The 23,519-nt window shown below is 73.5% G+C and carries 17 protein-coding genes; 4 read left to right on the top strand and 13 right to left on the bottom strand.

Annotated features, from left to right (window positions below):
* The 3 genes from ACWBNA_RS06215 (at window position 1) to ACWBNA_RS06205 (ending at window position 5,169) form a co-directional block, all read left to right on the top strand.
* Window positions 1-1,650 carry a type 2 periplasmic-binding domain-containing protein gene (locus ACWBNA_RS06215; RefSeq protein ID WP_482703127.1) on the top strand — a complete coding sequence of 550 codons (1,650 nt, stop codon included), beginning with the start codon at window positions 1-3 and terminating at the stop codon, window positions 1,648-1,650.
* Between the two features lie 41 nt (window positions 1,651-1,691).
* The gene (locus ACWBNA_RS06210) at window positions 1,692-2,744 is read left to right on the top strand and encodes a LacI family DNA-binding transcriptional regulator (protein ID WP_482703342.1); all 1,053 of its coding nucleotides are present in this window, start codon (window positions 1,692-1,694) and stop codon (window positions 2,742-2,744) included.
* Window positions 2,745-3,213: 469 nt separating this feature from the next.
* Window positions 3,214-5,169 (top strand): DUF2264 domain-containing protein, encoded by a 1,956-nt coding sequence (locus tag ACWBNA_RS06205; protein ID WP_482703125.1) that lies wholly within the window; start codon window positions 3,214-3,216, stop codon window positions 5,167-5,169.
* Here ACWBNA_RS06205 and cobC read toward each other — a convergent pair.
* Genes cobC through cobM form a run of 6 tightly spaced genes read right to left on the bottom strand, consistent with a single transcriptional unit; the run spans window position 5,117 to window position 11,440 of the window.
* Window positions 5,117-6,178, bottom strand: coding sequence for an Rv2231c family histidinol phosphate aminotransferase CobC (gene cobC / locus ACWBNA_RS06200; protein WP_482703123.1), 1,062 nt, complete (start codon window positions 6,176-6,178; stop codon window positions 5,117-5,119). The genes ACWBNA_RS06205 and cobC overlap by 53 nt on opposite strands.
* Window positions 6,168-7,085 carry a sirohydrochlorin chelatase gene (locus ACWBNA_RS06195; RefSeq protein ID WP_482703121.1) on the bottom strand — a complete coding sequence of 306 codons (918 nt, stop codon included), beginning with the start codon at window positions 7,083-7,085 and terminating at the stop codon, window positions 6,168-6,170. Before ACWBNA_RS06195 ends, cobC begins: the two co-directional genes overlap by 11 nt.
* Window positions 7,082-7,684 (bottom strand): precorrin-8X methylmutase, encoded by a 603-nt coding sequence (locus ACWBNA_RS06190; protein ID WP_482703341.1) that lies wholly within the window; start codon window positions 7,682-7,684, stop codon window positions 7,082-7,084. Before ACWBNA_RS06190 ends, ACWBNA_RS06195 begins: the two co-directional genes overlap by 4 nt.
* Before the next feature lie 5 nt (window positions 7,685-7,689).
* Complete coding sequence (cobJ, locus tag ACWBNA_RS06185) at window positions 7,690-9,393, bottom strand: precorrin-3B C(17)-methyltransferase (RefSeq protein WP_482703119.1); 1,704 nt, start codon at window positions 9,391-9,393, stop codon at window positions 7,690-7,692.
* Window positions 9,390-10,625, bottom strand: coding sequence for a precorrin-6y C5,15-methyltransferase (decarboxylating) subunit CbiE (gene cbiE, locus ACWBNA_RS06180; protein ID WP_482703117.1), 1,236 nt, complete (start codon window positions 10,623-10,625; stop codon window positions 9,390-9,392). Before cbiE ends, cobJ begins: the two co-directional genes overlap by 4 nt.
* Window positions 10,622-11,440 carry a precorrin-4 C(11)-methyltransferase gene (gene cobM, locus ACWBNA_RS06175; protein WP_482703115.1) on the bottom strand — a complete coding sequence of 273 codons (819 nt, stop codon included), beginning with the start codon at window positions 11,438-11,440 and terminating at the stop codon, window positions 10,622-10,624. The genes cbiE and cobM overlap by 4 nt, the downstream gene beginning before the upstream one ends.
* A 152-nt stretch (window positions 11,441-11,592) precedes the next feature.
* Between cobM and ACWBNA_RS06170 the strand changes: the two genes are divergently transcribed.
* Entirely contained in the window at window positions 11,593-12,321 is a 729-nt protein-coding gene (locus ACWBNA_RS06170; protein WP_482703113.1) for a ZIP family metal transporter, read from the top strand.
* A gap of 14 nt (window positions 12,322-12,335) precedes the next feature.
* On the opposite strand, the gene cobI is transcribed toward ACWBNA_RS06170, so the two are convergent.
* The 7 genes from cobI to ACWBNA_RS06135 form a co-directional block, all read right to left on the bottom strand.
* Window positions 12,336-13,067: a precorrin-2 C(20)-methyltransferase gene (gene cobI, locus ACWBNA_RS06165; RefSeq protein WP_482703111.1), complete on the bottom strand. Its 732-nt coding sequence runs from the start codon at window positions 13,065-13,067 to the stop codon at window positions 12,336-12,338.
* Window positions 13,064-14,548, bottom strand: coding sequence for a cobyrinic acid a,c-diamide synthase CobB (locus ACWBNA_RS06160; protein ID WP_482703109.1), 1,485 nt, complete (start codon window positions 14,546-14,548; stop codon window positions 13,064-13,066). Before ACWBNA_RS06160 ends, cobI begins: the two co-directional genes overlap by 4 nt.
* Window positions 14,545-15,153 (bottom strand): cob(I)yrinic acid a,c-diamide adenosyltransferase, encoded by a 609-nt coding sequence (gene cobO, locus ACWBNA_RS06155; RefSeq protein WP_482703107.1) that lies wholly within the window; start codon window positions 15,151-15,153, stop codon window positions 14,545-14,547. Before cobO ends, ACWBNA_RS06160 begins: the two co-directional genes overlap by 4 nt.
* A complete protein-coding gene (locus tag ACWBNA_RS06150; protein WP_482703105.1) occupies window positions 15,153-17,162 on the bottom strand; it encodes a putative cobaltochelatase in 2,010 nt (669 codons plus the stop codon). The genes cobO and ACWBNA_RS06150 overlap by 1 nt, the downstream gene beginning before the upstream one ends.
* A gap of 169 nt (window positions 17,163-17,331) precedes the next feature.
* The gene (gene cobN / locus ACWBNA_RS06145; RefSeq protein ID WP_482703103.1) at window positions 17,332-20,985 is read right to left on the bottom strand and encodes a cobaltochelatase subunit CobN; all 3,654 of its coding nucleotides are present in this window, start codon (window positions 20,983-20,985) and stop codon (window positions 17,332-17,334) included.
* Window positions 20,982-22,493 carry a cobyric acid synthase gene (locus ACWBNA_RS06140; RefSeq protein ID WP_482703101.1) on the bottom strand — a complete coding sequence of 504 codons (1,512 nt, stop codon included), beginning with the start codon at window positions 22,491-22,493 and terminating at the stop codon, window positions 20,982-20,984. Before ACWBNA_RS06140 ends, cobN begins: the two co-directional genes overlap by 4 nt.
* Window positions 22,490-23,488 (bottom strand): cobalamin biosynthesis protein, encoded by a 999-nt coding sequence (locus ACWBNA_RS06135; protein WP_482703099.1) that lies wholly within the window; start codon window positions 23,486-23,488, stop codon window positions 22,490-22,492. The genes ACWBNA_RS06140 and ACWBNA_RS06135 overlap by 4 nt, the downstream gene beginning before the upstream one ends.
* Between the last annotated feature and the right edge of the window lie 31 nt (window positions 23,489-23,519).

Below are 23,519 nucleotides of genomic sequence, written 5' to 3'. Positions count from 1 at the left end.
ATGCCCAGCATGTCCCGCCGTACCCTGCTGCGATCCGTGGCCGCGGGCGGCGCAGCGATCGCCGCCCCCGCCCTGCTGACCGCCTGCTCCACCAGCTCCGGCGACAGCGACGTCTCCAACGCGGGCAAGAAACTCGCCCCCTGGCCCGCGTACAAGCCCGCCACCGGCCCAAAGCCGGACCTCGCCCCCACCGGCGACGGAGTCCAGGCCGGATACACCGCCTACCCCTCCGACCTGGTCAAGTCCGTCTCCCGCACCCCGGGCGACGGCTCCACCGTCAAGGTCATGTCGGTGTCCTTCGGCACCCCGCCCAAGCCCGCCTCGGCGAACCGGTTCTGGGCCGCCGTCGAGAAGGCCCTCGGCGTGAAGATCGAGTACACGATCGTCTCCCAGGCCGACTACCAGAAGAAGATGGCCACGGTGATGGCCGGCGACGCCGACGCCCTGCCGGACATCATCAACCTCTTCACCGGGTTCGTCCTGCCCCGCGAGGCCGAGTTCGTGCAGCGGCGGGCCGAGGACCTCACGCCGTACCTGTCCGGCGAGGCGATCACCGACTACCCCAACCTCGCGAACATCCCCACCCACGCCTGGCGCGACATGGGCCGCATCGGCGGCCGGGTCTTCGGCATCCCGCTGGAGCGCCCGCTGCCCGGCTCCACCCTCTGGCTCAACCAGGGCATGTTCGCCGACGCCGGCATGACGGAGGGCTGGAGCGCCGACGACTTCGCCGCCGCCGCCAAGAAGGCCACCAACGGCCGTACTTACGCACTCGGCGCCGCGCAGGGCTCCCTGTTCGGCAACGCCGTGCACTCCGCCGCCCACAACGCACCCCAGGAGTGGGCCGTCACCAAGGACGGCACCTTCCTGCCGGGCTGGGCCGACGAACGCTTCAAGGCCTCGATCGCCTTCCAGTCCCGGCTGCGCAAGGACGGCTCCTACCACCCGGACGCCACGTCCATCTCCCAGATCGACCTCACCACCCTCTACTACAACGGCACGGTCGGCTCCATGCAGGACGGCTTCGGCGCCTACCTGCCCAAGTACCGGGAATCCCAGGGCAAGTTGACCCCGGCCGCCGCGCTCCCGTACAGCGTCGACGGCACGCCCGGCGGCATCGTCGCGGCCCGCCGCTCCTTCGGCTACACCGTGCTCAAGAAGGCCAAGAAGGAACGCGTCGAGCTGCTGCTGCGCATCCTCGACTACCTCGCCGCGCCCTTCGGCAGCCAGGAGTGGGAACTCGTCCACTACGGCGTCGAGGGCACCCACTTCACCCGCGGCAAGGACGGCTCACCGCAGCCCACCAAGCTCGGCGAGGTGGAGAACAACACCAACCTGCCGCTGAAGTACCTCGCCGAAGGCCCCCAGGTGCTGTTCGTGCCGGGCATGCCCGACGCCGTACGGGCGCTGCACGCCTGGCAGCTCAAGACCGTCCCGCACGCCGTCCGCAACGCCTCCTACGGCCTGCAGTCCCGGACGAAGAACGCCCAGGGCACCACGCTCAAGGCGCTCCTCGACGACACCGTCACCGGCATCGTCGCCGGGCGCATCCCGCTTTCGGAGTGGGACGGGGCCGTGAAGAAGTGGCGGGCCCGGGGCGGCGACAGAATGGCCGAGGAGTTCGCGAAGGACTACGCGGCCAACACGTGACGGCTGCCGGTGGAAGAGGAGCGCGGGGGATGGGGAACGACATGGGGTCCAAGCGGCGGGTCACGATCAGGGAGGTCGCGGAGCGGGCGGGCGTGTCCATGGCCACCGCCTCCCGCGCGCTCAGCGGCAACCACCCGGTGCCCCCCGCGACGCGGGCCCGCGTCCTGCGCGCCGCCCGTGACCTCGACTACGTCGCGAACGCGCACGCCCGCGCCCTGGTCGGCGGCGGCCGCAAGATGGCCGCGGTCGTCGTCCGCCAGGTGACGAGCCCGTTCTACGCCCAGGTCGCCGAGGGCGTCGAGGCGGAGGCCGCCGACCGCGGCTGGCTGTGCGTGGTCGGCGCGACCGGCGGGGACCCGCAGCGCGAGATGGAGTTCGTGCAGCTCATGCGGGAGGAGGGAGCCAGGCTGGTGATCCTGGTCGGCGGGGTCGTCGAGGACGACGCCTACCGCGAGCGGGTCGCCCACTACGCCCAGGCCCTGGACGCCACCGGTGCCCGGCTGGTGCTGTGCGGCAGGCCCGCCCCGGATCCCGACATCCCCGCGCTGGTGGTCGAGTTCGACAACGAGGCGGGCGCGCGGGCCGTCACCGGGCACCTGCTGTCGGCCGGCCACCGCAGGATCGTCTTCCTCGGCGGGCTGCCCGGCAACACCGCCCTCGACGCCCGCGTCACGGGCTACCGGGCCGCGCTCGCCGAGCACGGACTGCCGCCGAGCGCCGCGCACGTCGTCGACTGCGGCCTGGGCCGCGTGGCCGGGCTGCACGCGATGACCGCACTTCTCAAGGAGACACGGGAGTTCACGGCGGTCTTCGCCGGGGACGACATGGTCGCCGCCGGAGCCCTGCGCGCCATCGCCGACGCGGGCCTGAGCGTCCCCGACGACATCTCCGTCGTCGGCTACAACGACATCCCCCTCGCCGAGGACTTCAACCCGCCCCTCACCACCGTCCGCACCCCCGCCGAGGAACTCGGCCGCGCCGCCGTCCGCATCGCCCTGCGCGACCCCGACCACGCCGCCGGCAGCCACCACCTCCTCGGCACCCACATCGTCGTACGCCGCAGCGTGGCCCCGCCCCCGGCCACCGCCCACTGAGGGAGAACCGCGCCCCCGTCGTCGTACGCCGGAGCGCGACCCGCCCCGCCCCGCCCCGACCCCCGCCGACCGAGGGAGACCCCGCACCCGCCGACAACGTGCGCCGGAGCGCGGCCTTCCGCCCCCGACCACCGCCGACAACGTGCGCCGGAGCGCGGCCTTCCGCCCCCGGCCACCGCCCACAACGTGTGCCGGAGCCCGGCCTTCCGCCCCCGGCCACCGCCGACCGACGGAGGACCTGCACCCACCTCGCCGCATGCCGCGGTGTGGCCCGGCCCCGGCCACCGCCGATCCACCGGGGGCCTCCAGCCTGATCGCCGTATGCCGCGGCGTCGCCCGCCCGCGGCAGCCACCGACCGACGGAGGACCCGCACCGACGCCGCCGTATTCCGCCGCGTGGCCCCGCCCCCGGCCAGCACGCCGCGTTGCCCACCCCCGGCCACCACCGAGACGGAGGACCCACCCCCGTATGACCGCGCCGCACGTGTCGCTGCCCGACGATCCGACGCAGCTGCCGAACCTTTCCGGACTGCCTCCGGCCGACCGGGTGCTCTCGCCCGTCACCGGGTGGACCCGCGCCCACTGGGAGGCGATCGCCGACCGGCTTCTCGACGGGCTGTTGCCGTACGCCTCGCCTGGCTTCGCCCAGTACCGGCTGCCCGGGCCGCCCAGTCACTCCGGCCCGTGGTCGGACGGGCTGGAGGGCTTCGCGCGGTCGTTCCTGCTGGCGGCGTTCCGTATCGCGGGCTCGGACGGCCGCGTCGGTCCCGCCCTGATCGAGCGGTACGCGGCCGGACTCGCCGCCGGCACGGACCCGCGCGGCGCCGAACGCTGGCCGCCCATCACCGACCGCGCGCAGCCCATGGTCGAGGCCGCGTCGATCGCGATCGCCCTGCACGAGTCCCGCCGCTGGCTGTGGGACCACCTCGACGACGGCGTGCGCGGACAGGTCGCCGACTGGCTGGGCGGTTTCGTCGGCGCGGACGTCAACGACTCCAACTGGCGCCTGTTCCAGGTCATCACGGAGGAGTTCCTGGCCTCCGTCGGCGCCCCGCACCGCCGCGCCGAGATCGACGCCGGGCTCGCCCGCCTCGACGACTGGTACCGGGGCGAGGGCTGGTACACCGACGGCGACGGCCGCAAGTTCGACTACTACAACGCCTGGGCGCTGCACCTGTACCCGGTGCTGTGGGCGCGCATCGCGGGACCGCGTGCGAACCCGGAGGCGGTGGCCCGGCACCGCGGCCGCCTGCGCGAGTTCCTCGCCGTCCACCAGCACTTCTTCGGCTCCGACGGGGCCCCGCTGCACCAGGGCCGGTCCCTCACCTACCGTTTCGCGACCGCCGCCCCGCTGTGGGCGGGCGTCCTCGCCGACGCCACCCCGCTGCCGCCCGGCCGCACCCGCCGCCTCGCCTCGGGCGCCTTGCGGCACTTCGCCGAACGGGGCGCGCCCGACGAGCGGGGTCTGCTCACCCTCGGCTGGTACCGCCCCTTCCTCCCCGTCACCCAGCGCTACTCGGGCCCCGCCTCCCCGTACTGGGCGAGCAAGGCATTCCTCGGCCTGCTGCTGCCCGAGAGCCACCCGGTGTGGACGGCACCCGAGGAGCCCGCCCCCGTGGACACTGCCGACGTCCGCCTCGCCCTCCCGGCCCCCGGCTGGCTCCTGCACACCACCGCGGCCGACGGGATCGTCCGGCTCGTCAACCACGGCAGCGACCGGCTCCCGCCACCGCCGGCGACCGCCGAGGACAGCCCGCACTACGCCCGGTTCGCGTACTCCAGCGCGACGGCCCCCGAAACGCCTCCGGCCCCGGACACCGGCCCGGACAACCACATCGCCCTGCTCGCCCCCGACGGCACGCCGTCCCCGCGCGGCCGCATCCACCCGCTCGGCGCCTCGGACGGCCGTGCCGCCTCCTGGCACCGGGCGCGGGGGCATCGCATCGAGACGGTGAGCGTGGTCCACGGCCCGTGGGAGGTCCGCGTCCACCACCTCGGCGTCCCGCCCGGGACCGCGGTCCGCGAAGGCGGCTGGGCCGTCGCCGACGACACCGCGCCGCCGGTTGCCCGGACCGGCCCGGGCCACGCGTCGGCCCGCCGGGCGGACGGGCTGACCAGCGCGATCACCGGCCTGTTCGGCTGGGACGGCGCCGAGGGCACGGTCACGACGGCGCTGGGCACCAACGCCGTCGGCCACCACTCGGCGACGCCCGTGCTCGAACTGCGCGACAGCGTCCGCCTGTTGGTGACCCTCGTGGTGCTCAGCGCCGACCCGGACGCCCTGCGCCCGGGAGCGAGCGCGTCGGTCGCCGCGGACGGAACCGTGGAGATCCGCTTCCCGGACGGCGCCCGGGAGCGGGTGGCGCCGCGGCTCAGTGATGCGCCAGAGCCATCGCCCGGTCCAGTGCCTGAAGGAACGAGTTGACCGTCACCCGGTCCCGCACCGCCAGCCGCAGCCACTCCTCGCCGAGCCCGGGGAACGTGTCCCCGCGACGGACCGCAAAGCCCAGGTCACGCAGGTGGCGGCGGACTGCGACGGCACGCGGCAGCCGCAGGAGCACGAAGGGGCCCTCGGCCGGTCCGGCCACCCGTAGCCCGTCCGCGGCGAACTCCTCCAGCCCCGCGACGAGATGGGCCCGGTCCGCGGTGACGCGGTGGGCCGCGTGGGCCGCCTCCGCCAGGGCCCGCGGCGACACGCACGCCTCGGCCGCGGCGAGGGCGGGTGTGGAGACGGGCCACAGGGGCTGGGCCCGCTCCAGGTCCGCGATCGTCTCGGGCGCGGCCAGTACGTACCCGATCCGCAGCCCGGCCAGCCCCCACGTCTTGGTCAGGCTGCGCAGGACCACGAGACCGGGCACGTCGGTGCGGCCGGCCAGGGCCTCCCGCTCACCCGGCACCGCGTCCATGAACGCCTCGTCGACGACCAGGGTCCGGCCGGGACGGGCCAGTCGGGCGATCGTGGCGGCCGGGTGCAGCACCGACGTCGGGTTCGTGGGGTTGCCGATCACGACCAGGTCCGCGTCGTCGGGGACGGCCGCCGGGTCCAGCCGGAAGCCGTCCTCCTCCCGCAGCAGCACCCGGTCGACGGTGTGGCCGGCGTCCCGCAGCGCCGCCTCCGGTTCGGTGAACTGCGGGTGCACCACGACCGGCCGGCGGACCTTCAGGGCCCGCGCGAGCAGCACGAAGGCCTCCGCGGCGCCCGCCGTCAGCAGCACCCGCTCCACCGGGAGCCCGTGCCGCGCCGCGACCGCGGCCCGCGCGGCCCGTCCGTCCGGATAGGCGGCCAGATCGCCGAGCGAGCCGGCGAGGTGCTCCCGCAGCCACGCCGGAGGCGTGTCCGCGCGGACGTTCACCGCCAGGTCGGTCAGCCGCGCGCCGTCGTCCCGCACCTCGGCGTCACCGTGGTGCCGCAGGTCGTGTCCCTCAGTGGGCATGGGAGTGGGCGCCATGGTGGTGTCCGTGGTGGTCGTCGTCGTCGGGGTGGAAGTGCGGCTGCTGCGGCAGACCCACCTTGTCCTCGAAGCCAGGAAGCGCGATCCGGTACACGCAGGTGTCGCAGTTCATCCGCAGGTCGCCCTTGAGGGCCTCCTCGTACCGTTCCATCACGAGGTCGAGCAGCTCCGGCTCCGGGCCGATCACGTCCGCGGACCGCACCTCTACCTCCGGGTGCGCGGCCGCCCAGCCCTCCGTCTGCTGTCGCACCCGGTCGGGCAGGATGCCGGTGAACAGGAAGTAGGGCAGGACGACGATCCGCCGCGCCCCCAGCTTCACGCACCGGTCGAGCCCGCTCGGCACGTCCGGTGCCGCCAGCGACACGAACGCGGTCTCCACGCCCGCGTACCCGCGCCCCTCCCACAGCAGCCGCGCCGCCTTGTGCACCTCGGCGTTCGCGTCCGGGTCCGTCGAGCCCCGCCCGACCAGCAGCACGGTCACGTCGGCGCGGTCCTCGGGCCTGCGCGCCGCGGTGCCGAGCGCCTCGTCGAGGCGCCGCTCCAGGACGGACAGCAGCGCGGGGTGCGGGCCCAGCGGACGGCCGTAGGTGTACGAGATCCCGGGGTGCCGTTCCTTCTCGCGGGCCAGCGCGGCCGGGATGTCTCCCTTGGCGTGGCCGGCGGACACCAGCATCAGCGGTACGGCGGCGAACCGTCGTACGCCCCGCTCCACCAGCTCGGTGACCGCGTCTCCCAGCGGCGGCGGGGACAGCTCGATGAAGCCGCCCGCGACGGGCAGTTCGGGGTGGCGGTCGCCCAGCTCACGGACGAAGTCGCGGAACGCCTCGGCTCCCGCGTCGTCCCGGGTGCCATGACCGGCGATGAGCAGGGCGGGCGGCGGGGTGGTCACGATTTCTCCTCGGAATGCGAATCTGGGTGCGAAGTACGGTGGTAGAGAAGGGCGTTGAGCGCGGCCGCGGCCACCGCCGAACCGCCCTTCTCGGACACGTTGCTCACGGCGGGCAGCCCGCTCTCGCGGAGCGCGGCCTTGGACTCGGCCGCGCCGACGAAACCGACGGGCAGACCGATGACGAGCGCGGGGGACGCGTCCAGGGTCAGCAGCTCCTCCAGGGCGGTCGGCGCGTTGCCGATCACCCAGAGGGCGCCGGGACCGACCTGCTCGTAGGCGAGCCGGATGGCGTGCGCGGAGCGGGTCAGCTCCGGACCGGCCACGGCGTCCCTGAGCCGGCAGACGGTCTCGCGCCGGGTGATCCCGGCCGCGACCATCTCCACGTCCACGACGACGGGCGCACCGGCGTGCAGAGCGGAATGCGCCTTCTCCAACTCGCCCTCGTCCATGACGAGATCCGACGCGTACTCCAGGTCGGCCGCGGAGTGGATGACGCGCTCCACCACGGCCCGGGTCAGCGGCGGGAAGTGCGAGGTGTCCAGACGGGCGCGCAGCCGCCGGAAGGACTCCTGCTCGATCGGATGAATCACACGATCCACACGGTTCACTTGGGCTCCTCCTGCGGGCTCTCCTGCCACCGGTAACCGCGCGGTGTCACCATGCGCCCCGCGATGTCCCGGGTCGCCGTGTTGCCCACGGTCACGACGGTCATCATGTCGACGGTCGCCGGGTCCAGGGCGGCCAGCGTCGTCAGCCGGCTCGACCCGTCCGGCCGCGACGCGTTGCGCACGACACCGACCGGTGTGGCCGCCTCCCGGTGCTCGGCGAGGATGGCGAGGGCCTTCGGCAGCTGCCAGTCCCGGCCCCGGCTGCGCGGGTTGTAGAAGGTCACGACGATGTCGGCCTCGGCCGCCGCCCGCACCCGCCGCTCGATGACCTCCCAGGGGGTGTGGAGATCGGAGAGGCTGATGGACACGTGGTCGTGGCCCAGCGGCGCACCGAGGATGGCGGCCGCGGCGAGCGCCGCGGTGACACCGGGCACGCCGGTCACGTCGATGTCGTCGGACGCCTCGGCGAGCGCGGGGGAGGCCATGGCGTACACGCCGGCGTCCCCGCTGCCGATCAGCGCGACGGCCTGTCCCTTCCGCGCCTCCTCCACAGCCGTTCGCGCCCGCTCCTCCTCGGCCCCGAGCCCCGACTCCAGGATCCGGGTGCCCGGCCGCAGCAGGTCGCGGATCTGGTCGACGTACTGGTCGAGACCGACGAGCACGCAAGCGCGCCGCAGCTCCGCCTTCGCCCGGGGCGTGAGCAGGTCCCGGGCGCCGGGACCGAGCCCGACGACCGCGAGCCGGCCGCGCGCGGGCCGCCGTACGACGGCACAGGTCGCCATGGCGGGCCGCCCGTCCGCGCGGTCCGACTTTCGCTTGGGGACGAGCAGTTCGCCCCCGCCGACGAGCGCGGCGGCCTCGGCCACGGACGGAGTGCCGACGGCCGCGAGGGGCGCGCCGGACGGGTTGGGCACGTCCACGGCGGCCAGCTCCTCGGCCACGTGGGTGACCAGCGGCACGCCCAGACGCCGGGCGGCCTCCACGATCCCCGGTTCCCCGGCCTTGGCGTCGACGGTGGCGAGTTCGGCGATGCTTTTGGCGGACAGTCCCGCGTCCGCCAGCGCGGCCTCCACCAGCCCCAGCACCTCGTCGGCCGGGGCGCCCTTGGAGGCGCCGACGCCCACCACGAGGGACGGGGGCCGCAGGACGACCTCGTGCGCGGCGGGCTCGACGAGGCGGTCCGTCAGCCTGATCGCGTACGAGCCCTCCGAGGCGACCGGGAGCGGCGGAAGAGGCCAGGCGAAGTCCGCCTTCAGGGCCACCGGTTCGCCGTCGAGCAGGGCGCGCGAGACGGCCGCGACATCGCCCTCCACCGGGAACCCGAGCGTGTCGAGGCCGGGCACCCCCACCGCGTCCGTCGCCGTCGTCACCACGGGCTGTGCCGCCAGCAACTCGCCGACCTCGCGGGCGAGTTCGTTGGCGCCGCCGCCGTGCCCGCCGACCAGCGACACGGCGAACCGGCCGCCCTCGTCGACGCACACCACACCCGGGTCGGACGCCTTGTCGCCGAGCAGCGGCGCGACCAGCCGTACGACCGCTCCCGTCGCCAGGAAACACACGAGCTGCTCGCACTGCGCGAACGCGGCACGTACGGCGTCCCCCACGGGACCCTCGTACACGCGCGTACGGTCCGGCCACGCCGCGGCCAGCCGGTCCCGCGCAGCCGCCCCCGCCGCGGTGGCGGAAATGAGGCCGATCACTGAGCAACTCCTCTTCTTTCAAGCGCTTGGGGCCGGACGCCCCACAGCAGGAAAACCGGGTTGGTCGCGGCGAGCCGGGTCACGTCCCCCGGCAGCGGCGCGAGCCGGGACGACTGCAGCAGCACCCCGTCACAGGTGAAGCCGGCGCCGGTGAGCGCCGCGCGCGTGGCCGGGACCCGGTCGAGCGCCGCCATGGCGACGACGACCGTCCGCCGCGCCCGCCGCGCGCACGCCGTGACGACGGCGGGCAGTTCGCGCCCCCCGCCGCCCACGAACACGGCGTCGGGATCGTCGAGGTCGGACAGCACGGTCGGCGCCGCCCCGTGCACGACCCGTACGTCGACCCCGTGCGCGGCGGCGTTCGCCCGGATCCGCTCGACGCCGTCCAGGGTCTTCTCGACCGCCGTGACGGCGGCGCCGAACCGCGCGCACTCCACGGCCACCGAGCCGGAGCCCGCGCCGATGTCCCACACCAGGTCACCGAGGCGGGGACCGAGCCGGGCCAACGCCAGCGCCCGCACCTCGAACTTGGTGATCATGGAGTCCCGGTGGGTGAACTCGTCCTCGTCCAACGCCCAGGCGGCGGGCCCGGCGGGCGGCCCGGCGACCGTGCGCACGGGACCGAGCGCCCGCGACCCGTCCAGGCACAGCACCACGTTCACCGTGTCGCCCCAGTCTCGGGCGGCGGCCTCCGCCGGCGTCACCCGCTCCAGGCGCTCGGCCGCGGAACCCAGCGCGGAGGCGACGACCAGGACCCGCGCGTCGGCCCTGAGGGCGGCGCCCAGTTCGGCGGGCCCGGCCCCCGGCCCGGTCAGCACGGCGACCTTCGGCCGCGCCCGGCACACGTTGACGGCCGTCCGCAGGTCACGCCCGTGCGCGCTGACCACCACCGCGTCGTCCCACGGCAGCCCGGCCCGCGCGAAGGCGGCGGCCACGGCCGAGACCCCCGGCCGGACATCGAGCGCCGCCGCCCCGAACCGTTCGGACAGCACCCGCACGATCCCGAAGAACCCGGGATCCCCGGAGGCCAGCACGACGACGGGGTTCCGCTTCTCCAGGTGCCGCTCGATGACGTCCAGCGCGGGCGCCAGCGCACCGAGCACGACCTGTTCGGCGTCGGCCGGGACCGGCGCGGCGGCCAGATGCCGGCGGCCGCCGACGACGAGCCGCGCCCCGGCCAGCACCCCGGCCGGAAGCGGCGCCCCGGTCCCCGTACCGACCACTGTGATCACGTGCTCGCACCCCGGGAGCGCAGGGCCCTGCGGGCCTCCGGGTCGGCCTTGCGGTACCCGTGGAAATGTCCGGGGTGGTACAGGTGCGAGCGGGTGCCCTCGGCGTCGAGGGCCGGGCCCACCAGGAAGAGGGTGTGCTTCCAGAGCTTGTGCTCCTTGACCGTCTCCTCCAGCGTCTCGATCGTGCACCGCACGATCAGCTCCTCCGGCCAGGTCGCCTGGTACGCCACCACGACCGGCGTGCCGGTCGGGTAGCCGCCCTCCAGCAGCTCCCGCACCAGCTGCCCGCTGCGGGCCGCCGACAGGAAGATCGCCATGGTGGTGCCGTGCTTGGCGAACTCCCGCACCTCCTCCCCGGGCGGCATCGGCGTCTTGCCGCCGCCGAGACGGGTGAGCACCACGGACTGCGCGACCTCGGGGATGGTCAGCTCGCGCTGCGCGAGCGCCGCGACGGCGGAGAATGCGGAGACACCCGGGATCACCTCGGTGTCGATGCCGATCCGGGCGCACCGGTCGAGCTGCTCCTGCGTACCGCCCCACAGGGCCGGGTCGCCGGAGTGGATACGGGCCACGCGCAGGCCCTCCGTCAGTGCCCGTTCGTAGACGGCCACCACGTCCTCCAGGGACATCGTGGCCGAGTCGAGGATCTCCGCGCCCTCACGCGCGTGCTGGAGGACCTCCTCCTGGACCAGGCTGGCAGCCCAGATCACGACGTCGGCCTCGGCGATGGCACGCGCGGCACGGAACGTCAGCAGGTCGGCGGCGCCGGGGCCGGCACCGACGAAGGTCACCTTGCCGGTGGGGGCATCGGCCATGGGAAACGGTCCTCTCTTCAAGGTCTTGCGAGGTGTCACGAGGTGTCACGAGGTGTCACTGGGTCTTACGAGCGGTGCGGGCGCCGGCGTCGGGTGCGCGTCACCGGGGCTTGGATGTGCGTAACGGGGGCTTGATCGGATACCAAGGGCACATGGCGGTCCTCGTCGCGCTCGGCGCGTTCCTGATGACGCTGGCCGGCGGCTGGACGGCACTGCGCGTGACCGACCGCCGCCATCTGGTCCTTGGCCTGGCCGGCGGCCTGATGCTGGGCGTGGTCGGCCTGGACCTGCTGCCGGAGGCGCTGGACGCGGCCGGCACCGAGGTGTTCGGCGTACCCGCGGCCCTGCTCCTGTTCGTGGCCGGGTTCCTGATGGCCCATCTGGTGGAACGTCTGCTCGCGGTACGGCAGGCCGCGCACGGCGCCGAAGAGGTGAACGGCCGCGCCCCCGAGGTGGGCCTGACGGCCGCGGCCGCGATGGTCGGCCACAGCGCCATGGACGGCGTCGCGATCGGCGCGGCCTTCCAGGTGGGCGGCGGCATGGGCGCGGCGGTCGCGCTGGCCGTCGTCGCCCACGACTTCGCGGACGGCTTCAACACGTACACGATCACGAGCCTGTACGGGAACGCCCGCCGCAGAGCCCTCGCCATGCTGTTCGCGGACGCGGCCGCCCCCGTGCTGGGCGCCGCCTCGACGCTGTTGTTCACCATCCCGGAGCCCCTGCTCGGTGGCTACCTCGGCTTCTTCGGCGGCGCGCTGCTCTACCTCGCGGCGGCCGAGATCCTGCCCGAGGCCCACCACGAACACCCCGCCCGCTCGACCGTGCTGTGCACGATCGCGGGCGCGGCGTTCATCTGGCTGGTGGTGGGCATCGCCGAGTGATGCTCTGGGGGCTGTCACAGCTTGCCGCCCCGCCCGCCCCCGCGCGGCGGGGGCGCGATGAGCGTCGAGAGATACGGCAGGGGCTCCCCGTCCAGCTCGGCGGCCGGCCGGATGGACTCCTCCGGCAGCCCGAGCGCCGAACCCCACACCGCGTCGCCGATCCGCCCGCTCTCCCGCAGCGCCTCGGCCACCTCCTGCGCCTGCCGCCCGAACTTGTAGGCGACGACGGTCCCGGGTCCGTTCAACGCGTCCTTGAGCACGGCGGTCCCGGCGGTGACCGGCACCAGTGTCAGCGGTTCGGTCCCCTCCGTCAGCACCGCCCCCGACCGCGCCGCCAGGTCCTGCATCGCGGTGATCCCGGGCACGGTCTCCACGACGACGCCCGGCACCAGCTCGCCGATGGTCTGCGCGAGATAGGTGAAGGTGGAGTACACGTTCGGGTCGCCGATGGTCGCGAAGGCGATGGAGCCATGAGCTTCGAGCAGCTGGGCGACCCGCTCCCCGGCGGCGTCCCAGGCGGCCTCCCGCCGAGCCCGGTCGGTCCGCTCGTTCAGCGCGAACACGACCCGTACGACCTTGTCCCCGGGCACGTAGTGCAGCACGGTGGCCTCCGCGCGCCCCCGCTCACCGGTGTCCATCACCGGCACGACGACGACCTCGGCGGCCCGCAGAGCGTTGACGCCCTTGACGGTCACCAGCTCCGGATCCCCGGGTCCGACCCCGACTCCGATCAACCTGCTGCTCATGACGTCCGGCACCTCTCCACGAACCGACGGGCCACACCGGGCTCGGACGCCCAGTGCGTGTGCAGATAACTCGCGTGCACACCGCGCTCCACAAAACCTTCGACCCGCCGCTGCGGAGTCCGCACCCCCCAGGCAGCACCGGCCCCCGCACCGGGCTCCACCACCGTCCGATGAAACTCGTGCCCCCGCATCCGCGTCCCCGCGACGGCGAGCACACTGTCACTCACGGCCACGGCGTCCCGGTAGCCCAGGGTCAGCCGCTCGCCCATCCGCGCGGAGGCGTCGAGCACCCCGCACATGGGCTGCCCGTCCAGTTCACGGCACAGGTACAGCAGCCCGGCACACTCCGCGGCGACAGGAGCACCACTGTCCGCGAGCGCGCCAACGGCCTTGCGCAGCGGTTCGTTGGCCGACAGCTCGGAGGCATACACCTCGGGAAACCCACCCCCGATGACCAACCCGCGCGTACCGTCGGGCAGTTGCTCGTCCCGCAGAGGGTCAAAGGTGACCACCTCGGCGCCCGCCGCGGTGAGCAGCTCGGCGTGCTCGGCATAGGAGAAGGTGAAGGCGGGCCCCCCGGCGACGGCAACCCTCACTTCTGAGCGACGCTCCGCGATATCCAGCCCGTCTGGGGGTCCCCCCTCTGGGGGAGTTCGAGGACGAGGTCCTTCGGGCCGAAAGCGGGGGTCTGAGGGCGCGGCCCCCAGGGACGGGACGGGAAGGGGCCGCGGGGGCGAAGAAGCCAGAGCCTCAGCCGCATCCCACCCCGCACAGGCCAACGCACCGGCACCCCGCGCCAGCGCGACCAACGCCTCCAGGTCACAACCGACCCGCACCTGCTCCGCCATCGCCGCAACAGCGTCCACAGCCTGAGCGCGCCGCTCGGCAACCGGCACCAGCCCCAAATGCCGCGACGGCGTCGACACCTGAGCCACCCGCCGCAACACCCCCAGCACCGGCACCCCCGCCGAGTCCAACGCCTCCCGCAACAAGGCCTCGTGCCGATCCGACCCGACCTTGTTGAGGATCACGCCCCCGACCCGCACCTCCGGATCCCACGACGCGAACCCGTGCACCAGCGCCGCCACGGACCGCGACTGCGACGAGGCGTCGACGACCAGCACCACCGGCGCCCGCAACAGCTTCGCCACATGAGCGGTGGACGCCAGTTCACCCTCCCCGGCGGCCCCGTCGTACAGCCCCATGACACCTTCGACGACGGCGATGTCACACCCACTCGCCCCACGCAGGAACAGCGGCCCGATCAGCTCCGGACCGCACAGATACGCGTCGAGGTTCCGCCCCACCCGCCCGGTGGCGAGCGCGTGGTACCCGGGGTCGATGTAGTCGGGCCCGACCTTGTGCGGGGACACGGCGAGCCCCCGCGCGGCGAACGCGGCCATCAGCCCCGTGGCAACGGTGGTCTTGCCGCTGCCCGAGGAGGGCGCGGCGATGACCAGCCGAGGGACGGAAGAAGTCACCACTCGATGCCCCTCTGCCCCTTCTGCCCGGCGTCCATCGGATGCTTGACCTTGGACATGTCGGTCACAAGATCGGCGAACTCGACGAGCTTCTCGGGAGCGTTGCGCCCGGTGATCACGACATGCTGGGTGCCGGGCCGGTCCCGGAGCACGGAGACGACCTCGTCGGTGTCGATCCACCCCCAGTGCAGGGGATAGGCGAACTCGTCGAGCACGTACAGCTTGTAGGTCTCGGCCGCCAGATCCCGCTTGACCTGCTCCCAGCCCTCCCGGGCCTTCTCCTCGTTGGTCGAGTTGTCACCTTGGATGCCCCGCTGCACCCACGACCAGCCCTCGCCCATCTTGTGCCAGTCGACGGACCCGCCCTCACCACTGGCACCCAGCACCCGCAGCGCGTTCTCCTCGCCGACCTTCCACTTCGCCGACTTGACGAACTGGAACACCCCGATCGGCCACCCCTGGTTCCAGGCGCGCAGAGCGAGCCCGAACGCGGCGGTGGACTTGCCCTTCCCGATCCCCGTGTGCACGACGACGAGAGGCCGGTTACGACGCTGACGAGTCGTCAGACCGTCTTCCGGTACGACACTCGGCTGTCCCTGCGGCATTACGCGGCCCTCCTCGAATTGCCCTGAACGTCCCTGACCAGCCCGGCGATCGAGTCCGCCCGCAACTCGTCCAGCGTCACCGCCGTACCTCCCAGCTCACCCGCCAGCTGCCCGGCCAGGCCCAGCCGCACGGGCCCCGACTCGCAGTCCACGACCACACAGGCGACCGAGTCGGCCGCGAACAGCCGGGCCGCACGCCCGGCGAGGGCGACCGGCTCGGGTCCACCCGTGGCACGCCCGTCGGTCACGACCACGACCAGCGCGCGCCGAGCCGGATCCCGCAGCCGTTCCACCCGCAGCACCTCGTGCGCCCGCAGCAGGCCCGCCGCGAGCGGCGTCCGCCCGCCGGTGGGCAGCGACTCCAGCCGCACCGCCGCCGCGTCGACGGAAGAGGTGGGAGGCAGCGCGACCTCGGCGGCCGCCCCCCGGAAGGTCACCAGCCCCACCTTGTCCCGCCGTTGGTAGGCGTCGAGCAGCAGCGACAGCACGGCACCCTTCACCGCGCTCATCCGCTGCCGGGCGGCCATGGACCCGGAGGCGTCGACGACGAACAGCACGAGGTTCCCCTCGCGCCCTTCCCGGGTCGCCTGCCGCAGATCGTCACGGCGTACGACGAGACCGCGCCCCGACCGGCCCCGCGCCCGCTGATGCGGCGCCGCCGCCTGCACGGTCGCCGCCAGGTGCAGCTTGGTCAGCGCCCCTCGGGGCCGCCGGGCCCCGGTCGTCCGCCCGTGCTCGGTCCGCGCCCGCGAACGCCGCCCCGCTGCCCCCTCACCGAGGCCGGGCACGCTCAGCACCTTGGTACGGAAGGGCTCGGAGGCCCGCGCCGGCTGCTGCTCGCCCGAGCCGGCACTGGAGGGCTGCGGCTCGCCGCCCTCCTCCCCGGCCTCGGGCCGCGCACCCGTGTCGCCTCCCTCAGGGCCGTCCTCCGACGGCGGCTGCCCGCCGCCCCCGTCGGGCCCGTCGGGATCCGGGTTCGGGTCCTCGTCGTCGGACCCGTCCCCGAACTCCTCCAGGGTCTCGTCGAGCTTGTCCTCGTCGAGGCCCGGTGCGTCGAAGGGGTTACGACGCCTGCGGTGCGGCAGCGCGAGCAGCGCGGCCTGCCGTACGTCCTCGGCGATCACCTCGGTCCGTCCGGCCCAGGCCGCCAGCGCGCTCGCCGTCCGGGCCATCACGATGTCGGCGCGCATGCCGTCCACCTCGAACGCGGCACAGGTCGCCGCGATCTGCCTCAGCGCCCCGTCACCCAGCAGGACCGACGGCAGCAGCTTGCGCGCCGCCACGATCCGCGCCCGTACGGCACTCTCCTCGTCCGCCCACCGGGCGACGAAGCCGGCCGGGTCGTCGTCGTACGCGAGGCGCCGCCGTACGACCTCCACCCGCTGGTCGGGCTCCCGCGAGGCCGCGACCTCGACGGTCAGCCCGAACCGGTCGAGCAACTGCGGCCGCAGCTCGCCCTCCTCCGGGTTCATGGTCCCGACCAGCAGGAACTTCGAGGCGTGCCGTACGGAGACGCCCTCGCGTTCGACGTACGAGGCGCCCATCGCCGCCGCGTCCAGGAGCAGGTCGACGAGGTGGTCGTGCAGGAGGTTGACCTCGTCGACGTAGAGGATCCCGCGGTGCGCGTCGGCGAGCAGGCCGGGCTCGAAGGCCTTCACGCCCTCCGAGAGCGCCCGCTCGATGTCCAGGGCGCCGACGAGCCGGTCCTCCGAGGCACCGACGGGGAGTTCGACCATGCGGGCCGGGCGCGCGGTGCCGTCGCCGGGCTCGTGCGGGCCGTCCGGGCACGCCGGGTCCGGCGCCGCCGGGTCGCAGGAGAAGCGACAGCCGGGGACGACGGGGACTTCCGGCAGCAGCGCCGAAAGGGCCCGCACCGCCGTCGACTTGGCGGTGCCCTTCTCGCCACGCACCAGCACACCGCCGACCGCCGGGCTCACCGCGTTGATGAGCAGTGCCAAGCGGAGGCTGTCCTGTCCGACGAGGGCGGTAAAGGGATAGGGCGTGCTCACGCGGTGATCACTCCTTCGGGGGATTCATGGCAGAACGACTCGCAGCCAAGCCGCGACCCCGTCACGGTCGAAGCCTGCTCCCCGCCGACGCGGGGGTGGTCCGGCCGTGTCGCCGGCAGTAGGCGGTGTGCTGGTGTGCTCCCCGCCGACGCGGGGGTTTCCAGGGAGATCACGCGTCTCCCTCCAGATCGCCCTCGAGTTCGAGGTAGGTCGCCCGGAGCCGGTCCAGGGTCTCCTGGTCCGGCTCCGCCCAGAGCCCTCGGTCAGCCGCCTCCAGCAGACGCTCCGTGATGCCCCTCAGCGCCCAGGGATTCGATCGCTTCATGAACTCCTGGTTCTCCGGGGCGAAGACGTACTCGCCGGCGAGCTTCTCGTACATCCAGTCGTCCACGACCCCGGCCGTGGCGTCGTACCCGAAGAGGTAGTCGACGGTCGCCGCCATCTCGAAGGCGCCCTTGTAGCCGTGCCGGCGCATGGCCGCCATCCAGCGCGGGTTGACCACGCGGGCGCGGAAGACGCGGTGCGTCTCCTCGCCGAGCGTGCGGGTCTTCACCTGGTCCGGTGTGGCCGAGTCACCGACGTACGCCTCGGGGGAGGCGCCCGTCAGGTGCCGGACCATGGCGACCATGCCGCCGTGGTACTGGAAGTAGTCGTCGGCGTCGACGAGGTCGTGCTCGCGGGTGTCGACGTTCTTCGCCGCCACGGCGATCCGCTTGAACGCCGTCTCCATGTCCCCGCGCGCCGCCCGGCCCCCGAGCCCGCGCCCGTAGGCGTAGCCGCCCCACACCGCGTACACCTCGGCGAGGTCGGCGTCCGAGCGCCAGTTGCGGGCGTCGATCAGCGGCAGCAGACCGGCCCCGTACGCGCCCGGCTTGGAGCCGAAGATACGGGCCGTCGCGCGCCGCCGGTCACCGTGCTCGGCGGTGTCCTCGTCGGCGTGCGCCTTCACGAAGTTCTGCTCGGCCGGCTCGTCCAGGTCGGCCACCGCCCGCACGGCGTCGTCGATCAGTCCGACGACGTGCGGGAACGCGTCCCGGAAGAACCCGGAGATACGGACCGTGACGTCGATGCGCGGACGCCCGAGCTCGGCGAGCGGCACGACCTCGAAGCCGGTCACCCGGCGCGAGGCGTCGTCCCAGACGGGACGGCAGCCCAGCAGCGCCAGGATCTCGGCGATGTCGTCGCCCTGGGTGCGCATGGCGGAGGTGCCCCACACCGTGAGCCCGACGGACTTCGGGTACTCGCCGGTGTCCTGGAGGTACCGCTGCACGAGCGAGTCGGCGAGGGACTGCCCGACCTCCCAACTCAGCCGGGACGGAATGGCCTTGGGGTCGACGGAGTAGAAGTTGCGGCCGGTCGGGAGGACGTTGACCAGGCCGCGCGTCGGCGAACCGGACGGTCCCGCCGGGACGTAACCGCCGTCCAGCGCCTTCAGGATGTGCCCGATCTCGTCGGTGGTCTTCTCCAGCCGGGGCACGACCTCCTTGCAGGCGAACTCCAGCACGGCGACGGCGTCGGGGAGTTCGGTGCCGATGACCTCCCGAACGAGAGGTGCGCTCTCGGCCACGGCCCACCCGCGTGCCTCCATGCCCTCGGCGAACCGCCGGCACAGCTGCTCCAGCAGGTCGATCGCGTCGGCGGCCGAGCGGGCAGGGCCCTCGACGAGGTCCGTCAGTTCCACCGGGACCTTGACCGGCGCTCCGGGCTCGGCCAGCAACTCCTTCTCGGTGAGCCCGAAATGAGTCGCGAGGCAGGCCCGCAGCCCCGGCAGCGCGTTCGCCTGCCCGCCCCACACCTGCGAGGCGCGCAGCACGGCGAGCACGAGGTTGACACGCGGCTCGCCGACCGGACCGCCGCCGAGGATGTGCAGTCCGTCGCGGATCTGCACGTCCTTGATCTCGCACAGATAGCCGTCGATGTGCATGACGAACTCGTCGAACGCGTCGTCGTCCGGCTGGTCGTCGACGTGCAGGTCGTGGTGCAGCTCGGCCGCCTTCACCAGCGTCCAGATCTGCGCGCGCACGGCCGGCGCCTTCGTCGGGTCCAGGTCGGAGACGAGCGCGTACTCGTCGAGCAGTTGCTCCAGCTTGGCCAGGTCGCCGTAGGTGTCCGCGCGGGCCATGGGCGGTACGAGATGGTCGACGACGGTGGCGTGCCCGCGACGCTTGGCCTGGGTGCCCTCGCCCGGGTCGTTGACGATGAACGGGTAGACGAGGGGCAGTTCACCGAGGACGGCGTCGGGCGCGCAGCTCCTGGAGAGCCCGAGGCCCTTGCCCGGCAGCCACTCCATCGTGCCGTGCTTGCCCATGTGCACGACCGCGTCGGCGCCGAACGAGTTCTCCAGCCACCGGTAGGCCGCCATGTAGTGGTGCGAGGGCGGCATGTCGGGGTCGTGGTAGATCGCGATCGGGTTCTCGCCGAAGCCGCGCGGCGGCTGGATCATGACGACGACGTTGCCGAACTGCAGGGAGGCCAGGACGATGTCGTCCCCGTCGACGTACAGGCTGCCCGGCGGCTCGCCCCACGCCTCCAGCATGCCCTCCCGCAGCCCCGCGTCGAGCGTGTCGAACCACGCCCGGTAGTCGGCGAGCGGCACCCGCGCGGGCGCGGCGGCGAGCTGCTCCTCGGTCAGCCATTCGACGTCGTGACCACCGGCGTTGATCAGCCGGTGGATCAGCTCGTCGCCGTTGTCGGGATGCCCCTCGACGGCGTACCCGGCGTCGCGGAGCGAGTCCAGGACGCGGATCGCCGACGCGGGTGTGTCCAGCCCCACGGCGTTCCCGACCCGGGAGTGCTTGGTCGGATAGGCGGTGAAGACGAGGGCGAGCTTCTTGTCCTGGTTCGGCTTGTGCTTCAGCACCGCGTGCCGTACGGCGATTCCGGCGACCCGCGCGGCCCGCTCGGGGTCGGCGACGTACACGGGGACGTCGTCCGGCCCCTGCTCCTTGAAGGAGAAGGGGACCGTGATCAGCCGCCCGTCGAACTCCGGGATCGCGACCTGCATCGCCGCGTCCATGGGGGAGAGGGCGGCGTCGGACTCCTCCCAGGCGCTCTTCGAGGAGGTCAGGCACAGGCCCTGCAACACGGGGATGTCGAGGTCGGCGAGCGCCCCGATGTCCCAGGCCTCCTCGTCGCCTCCGGCCGAGGCCTGCGAGGCGTGCGTGCCGCCGGCGGCGAGGACGGTGGCGACGAGGGCGTCGGCCTTCCCGAGGATCTCGTACAGCCCGGCGTCGGCGCCGCGCAGCGAACCGCAGTACACGGGAAGGGCGTTGGCGCCCTTCGCCTCGATCGCCTCGCACAGCGTGTCCACGAAGGCGGTGTTGCCGCTGAGCTGGTGGGCGCGGTAGAAGAGCACACCGACGGTCGGACGGCCGTCGACGAAGGCGCGCTCCCCGTGGACGCCGTACTCCGGCATCTTCCGCGGCTCGACGAACCCCTCACCCGTCAGCAGCACGGTGTCGGACAGGAACCGGGCGAGCTCCGTGAGGTTGGCCGGGCCGCCCTCGACGAGATACCGCAGCGCCTCGGCCACCACACCGGCGGGCACCGACGACTCGGCCATGAGCTCCGCGTCGGGCACGGTCTCCCCGCCGAGCAGAACGGTCGGGATGCCCGAGGCCTTGAGGGCGGCGAGCCCGTCCTCCCAGGCACGCTTGCCGCCGAGCAGTCGTACGACGGCGATGTCCGAGCCCTCGACGAGACGGGGGAGTTCCTCCGCCACGTCCACCCGGTTCGGATTGCCGATCCGGTACGAGGCATCGGAAGCGGCCCGGGCCGCCAGCAGATCCGTGTCGGCGGTCGACAACAACAACACTGTGCTCATGCGGGCGCTCCCGGTGGAATGAAAGGCAGTCCTTGCGGCGCGCCGGACTCGATGAGCCGCCACAGCGCGTCCGTGTCCGCGTGCTGTTCGATCAGGTCGCCGAGCCGGTCGAGCTGCTCCTCGCGCAGCGCGGCGAACGAGGTGTCGGCCGCCGGTACGAAAAGGCGGCCCGCGGCGGCCGCCACCTCGCGCAGGAAGGCCCGCCGGAAACCGTCCGACTCCAGCGAGCCGTGCCAGTGGGTGCCCCAGGTCTGACCGACCCGGCAGCCGTCCAAGAAGGGCTCCCCGCCCTCGATCTCGGCGACCCCGTGATGGATCTCGTACCCCTCGACGTGTTCGCCGAGGGCCTCGCCGACGGGCCGGGTGAGGGTCTTCTCGCGGGCGAACCGCACCCGGACGGGAAGGACCCCGATCCCCTCGACATGCCCCTGCCGGCTCTCGACCTCGTCCTCGATGTGCTCGCCGAGGACCTGGAAGCCGCCGCAGATGCCGAGAATGGGCCTTTGTTCGGCGGCCCTGCGGACGAGGGCGTCGGCAAGCCCCCGCTCCCGCAGCCACTGCAGGGCCCGTACGGTCCCCCGGGTCCCCGGAATGACGACGAGGTCGGCATCCGCCAACTCCTCCGGCCGGTCTACGAACCGCACGACGACACCCGGCTCGGCGGCCAGGGCGTCGACGTCGGTGAAGTTGGACATCAGCGGGACCGCACAGACGGCGACCCGCAACACGTCCTCGCCGACGGGCGGGGCCACGACCGACTCCCTGACCGTCCCCCGCAGCGAGACCCGCAGCCCGTCCTCCTCGTCGATGCCGAGCCCGTGCCGGAAGGGCAGGACGCCGTACGTGCGCCGCCCGGTGAGCGAGTGCAGCATGTCGAGCCCGGGTTCGAGCAGGGACACGTCCCCCCGGAACTTGTTCACGAGGAACCCCGCGACGAGCGCCTGATCCTCCGGCGACAGCAGCGCGACGGTCCCGAAGAAGGAGGCGAAGACCCCGCCGCGGTCGATGTCACCGACCACGAGTACGGGCAGCCCGGCATTCCGGGCGATCCCCATGTTCACGATGTCCGTCCGCCGCAGGTTGATCTCGGCGGGGCTGCCGGCCCCCTCACAGATCACCGCGTCATACGTGCCCCGCAACTCGGCGAGACAGTCGAGAACGGTCCCGAGAAGCTTCTGCTGCCGCCCCCCGTGATACCCCCGCGCACTGAGCTCACCGACCGGCTTGCCGAGCAGCACGACCTGACTGCTCTGCTCACCGCCCGGCTTGAGCAGCACGGGGTTCATCAGCGCGGTCGGCTCGACCCGGCAGGCCTGCGCCTGCATGGCCTGCGCCCGCCCGATCTCGGCACCCTCACGCGTCACGAACGAATTGAGGGACATGTTCTGCGCCTTGAACGGCGCGACCTTGACCCCCTGCCGCACCAGCCACCGGCAGATCCCGGCGGTGACGACGCTCTTGCCGGCGTCGGAGGTGGTACCGGCGACGAGAAGACCACCACCGGTCATGACGCACCACCCGCGCGCGGGACCGAACCGGTGGGCACAGCCCGCGGCCCCGAGCGCCCCTTGACGCGCCCCCGCAGCAGTGCCCCCGCCGCACTCACCCCCAGTGCGAGCCACCCGACCCGCTGCGACAACCGAACAGCCCTCTCGATGTCCCCCACCCGCACGGCACGCCCCTCCCCGTTCAGCACAGGCCGATGCTCGATCCGCCCCCCGTACGACAACGTCCCGCCGAGCCGCACCCCGAGCGCCCCCGCGAACGAGGCCTCCACGGGCCCGGCGTTGGGACTCGGATGCTTCGCGGCGTCCTCCCGCCAGGCACGCACGGCGCCCCGGGGATCCGAACCCGTCAGCGCGGCCAGCACGGCGGTGAGCCGCGCGCCCGGCCACCCGGCGAGATCGTCGAGCCGAGCGGAAGCCCACCCGTACCGCCGATACCGGGGCGACTTGTGGCCGACCATGGCGTCGAGGGTGTTCACGGCCCGGAAGCCGAGCAGCCCGGGCACACCGCCCACGGCTCCCCACACCAGCGCCCCGACCACCGCGTCGGAGGTGTTCTCGGCAACGGACTCGACGACCGCCCGGGCGATCCCGTCGGCGTCGAGGGCCTGCGGATCCCGCCCGCACAGATGCGGCAGCCGGTCCCGCGCGGCGTCGATGTCCCCCGCCTCCAGGGCCTGCCCGACGCCCCGGGCCTCCCGGGCGAGTGAAGTCCCGCCGACCACGGCCCAGGTGGCGGCTCCGGTGAGCGCGAGGGAAGCGGCAGTGGAGGTACGTACGCTCCGTGCGGCCACGGCCCCGACAGCGACCGCGCCCCCGGCGCACACGACGGCGTGCAGCGCGCCCCACCCCCGGTGGTCCCGCCACAACGCCCGTTCCACGGCACCCGCGGCCCGCCCGAACACGGCGACCGGATGCCCACGGCGTGGATCGCCGAGCAGGAGGTCGCCGAGAAGGCCGGCGGCGGCGCCGTACGCGAAAACGCGATCGGCACGCATGGACTCAGCCGACCGCTGTCACAGACAGGGT

It is taken from the genome of Streptomyces sp. Q2 (genome assembly GCF_056820935.1).
Note: the sequence above shows the minus strand (reverse complement) of the source record. Positions and strands in the feature narration are given on the sequence as shown.

What these genes read in the sequence shown, in the direction of transcription:
- ACWBNA_RS06215 (WP_482703127.1), top strand. Translation starts at nt 1, where the DNA reads ATGCCCAGCATGTCCCGCCGTACCCTGCTGCGATCCGTGGCCGCGGGC.
- ACWBNA_RS06210 (WP_482703342.1), top strand. Translation starts at nt 1,692, where the DNA reads ATGGGGTCCAAGCGGCGGGTCACGATCAGGGAGGTCGCGGAGCGGGCG.
- ACWBNA_RS06205 (WP_482703125.1), top strand. Translation starts at nt 3,214, where the DNA reads ATGACCGCGCCGCACGTGTCGCTGCCCGACGATCCGACGCAGCTGCCG.
- cobC (WP_482703123.1), bottom strand. Translation starts at nt 6,178, where the DNA reads ATGCCCACTGAGGGACACGACCTGCGGCACCACGGTGACGCCGAGGTG.
- cobM (WP_482703115.1), bottom strand. Translation starts at nt 11,440, where the DNA reads ATGGCCGATGCCCCCACCGGCAAGGTGACCTTCGTCGGTGCCGGCCCC.
- ACWBNA_RS06170 (WP_482703113.1), top strand. Translation starts at nt 11,593, where the DNA reads ATGGCGGTCCTCGTCGCGCTCGGCGCGTTCCTGATGACGCTGGCCGGC.
- cobI (WP_482703111.1), bottom strand. Translation starts at nt 13,067, where the DNA reads ATGAGCAGCAGGTTGATCGGAGTCGGGGTCGGACCCGGGGATCCGGAG.
- cobO (WP_482703107.1), bottom strand. Translation starts at nt 15,153, where the DNA reads ATGCCGCAGGGACAGCCGAGTGTCGTACCGGAAGACGGTCTGACGACT.
- cobN (WP_482703103.1), bottom strand. Translation starts at nt 20,985, where the DNA reads ATGAGCACAGTGTTGTTGTTGTCGACCGCCGACACGGATCTGCTGGCG.
- ACWBNA_RS06140 (WP_482703101.1), bottom strand. Translation starts at nt 22,493, where the DNA reads ATGACCGGTGGTGGTCTTCTCGTCGCCGGTACCACCTCCGACGCCGGC.
- ACWBNA_RS06135 (WP_482703099.1), bottom strand. Translation starts at nt 23,488, where the DNA reads ATGCGTGCCGATCGCGTTTTCGCGTACGGCGCCGCCGCCGGCCTTCTC.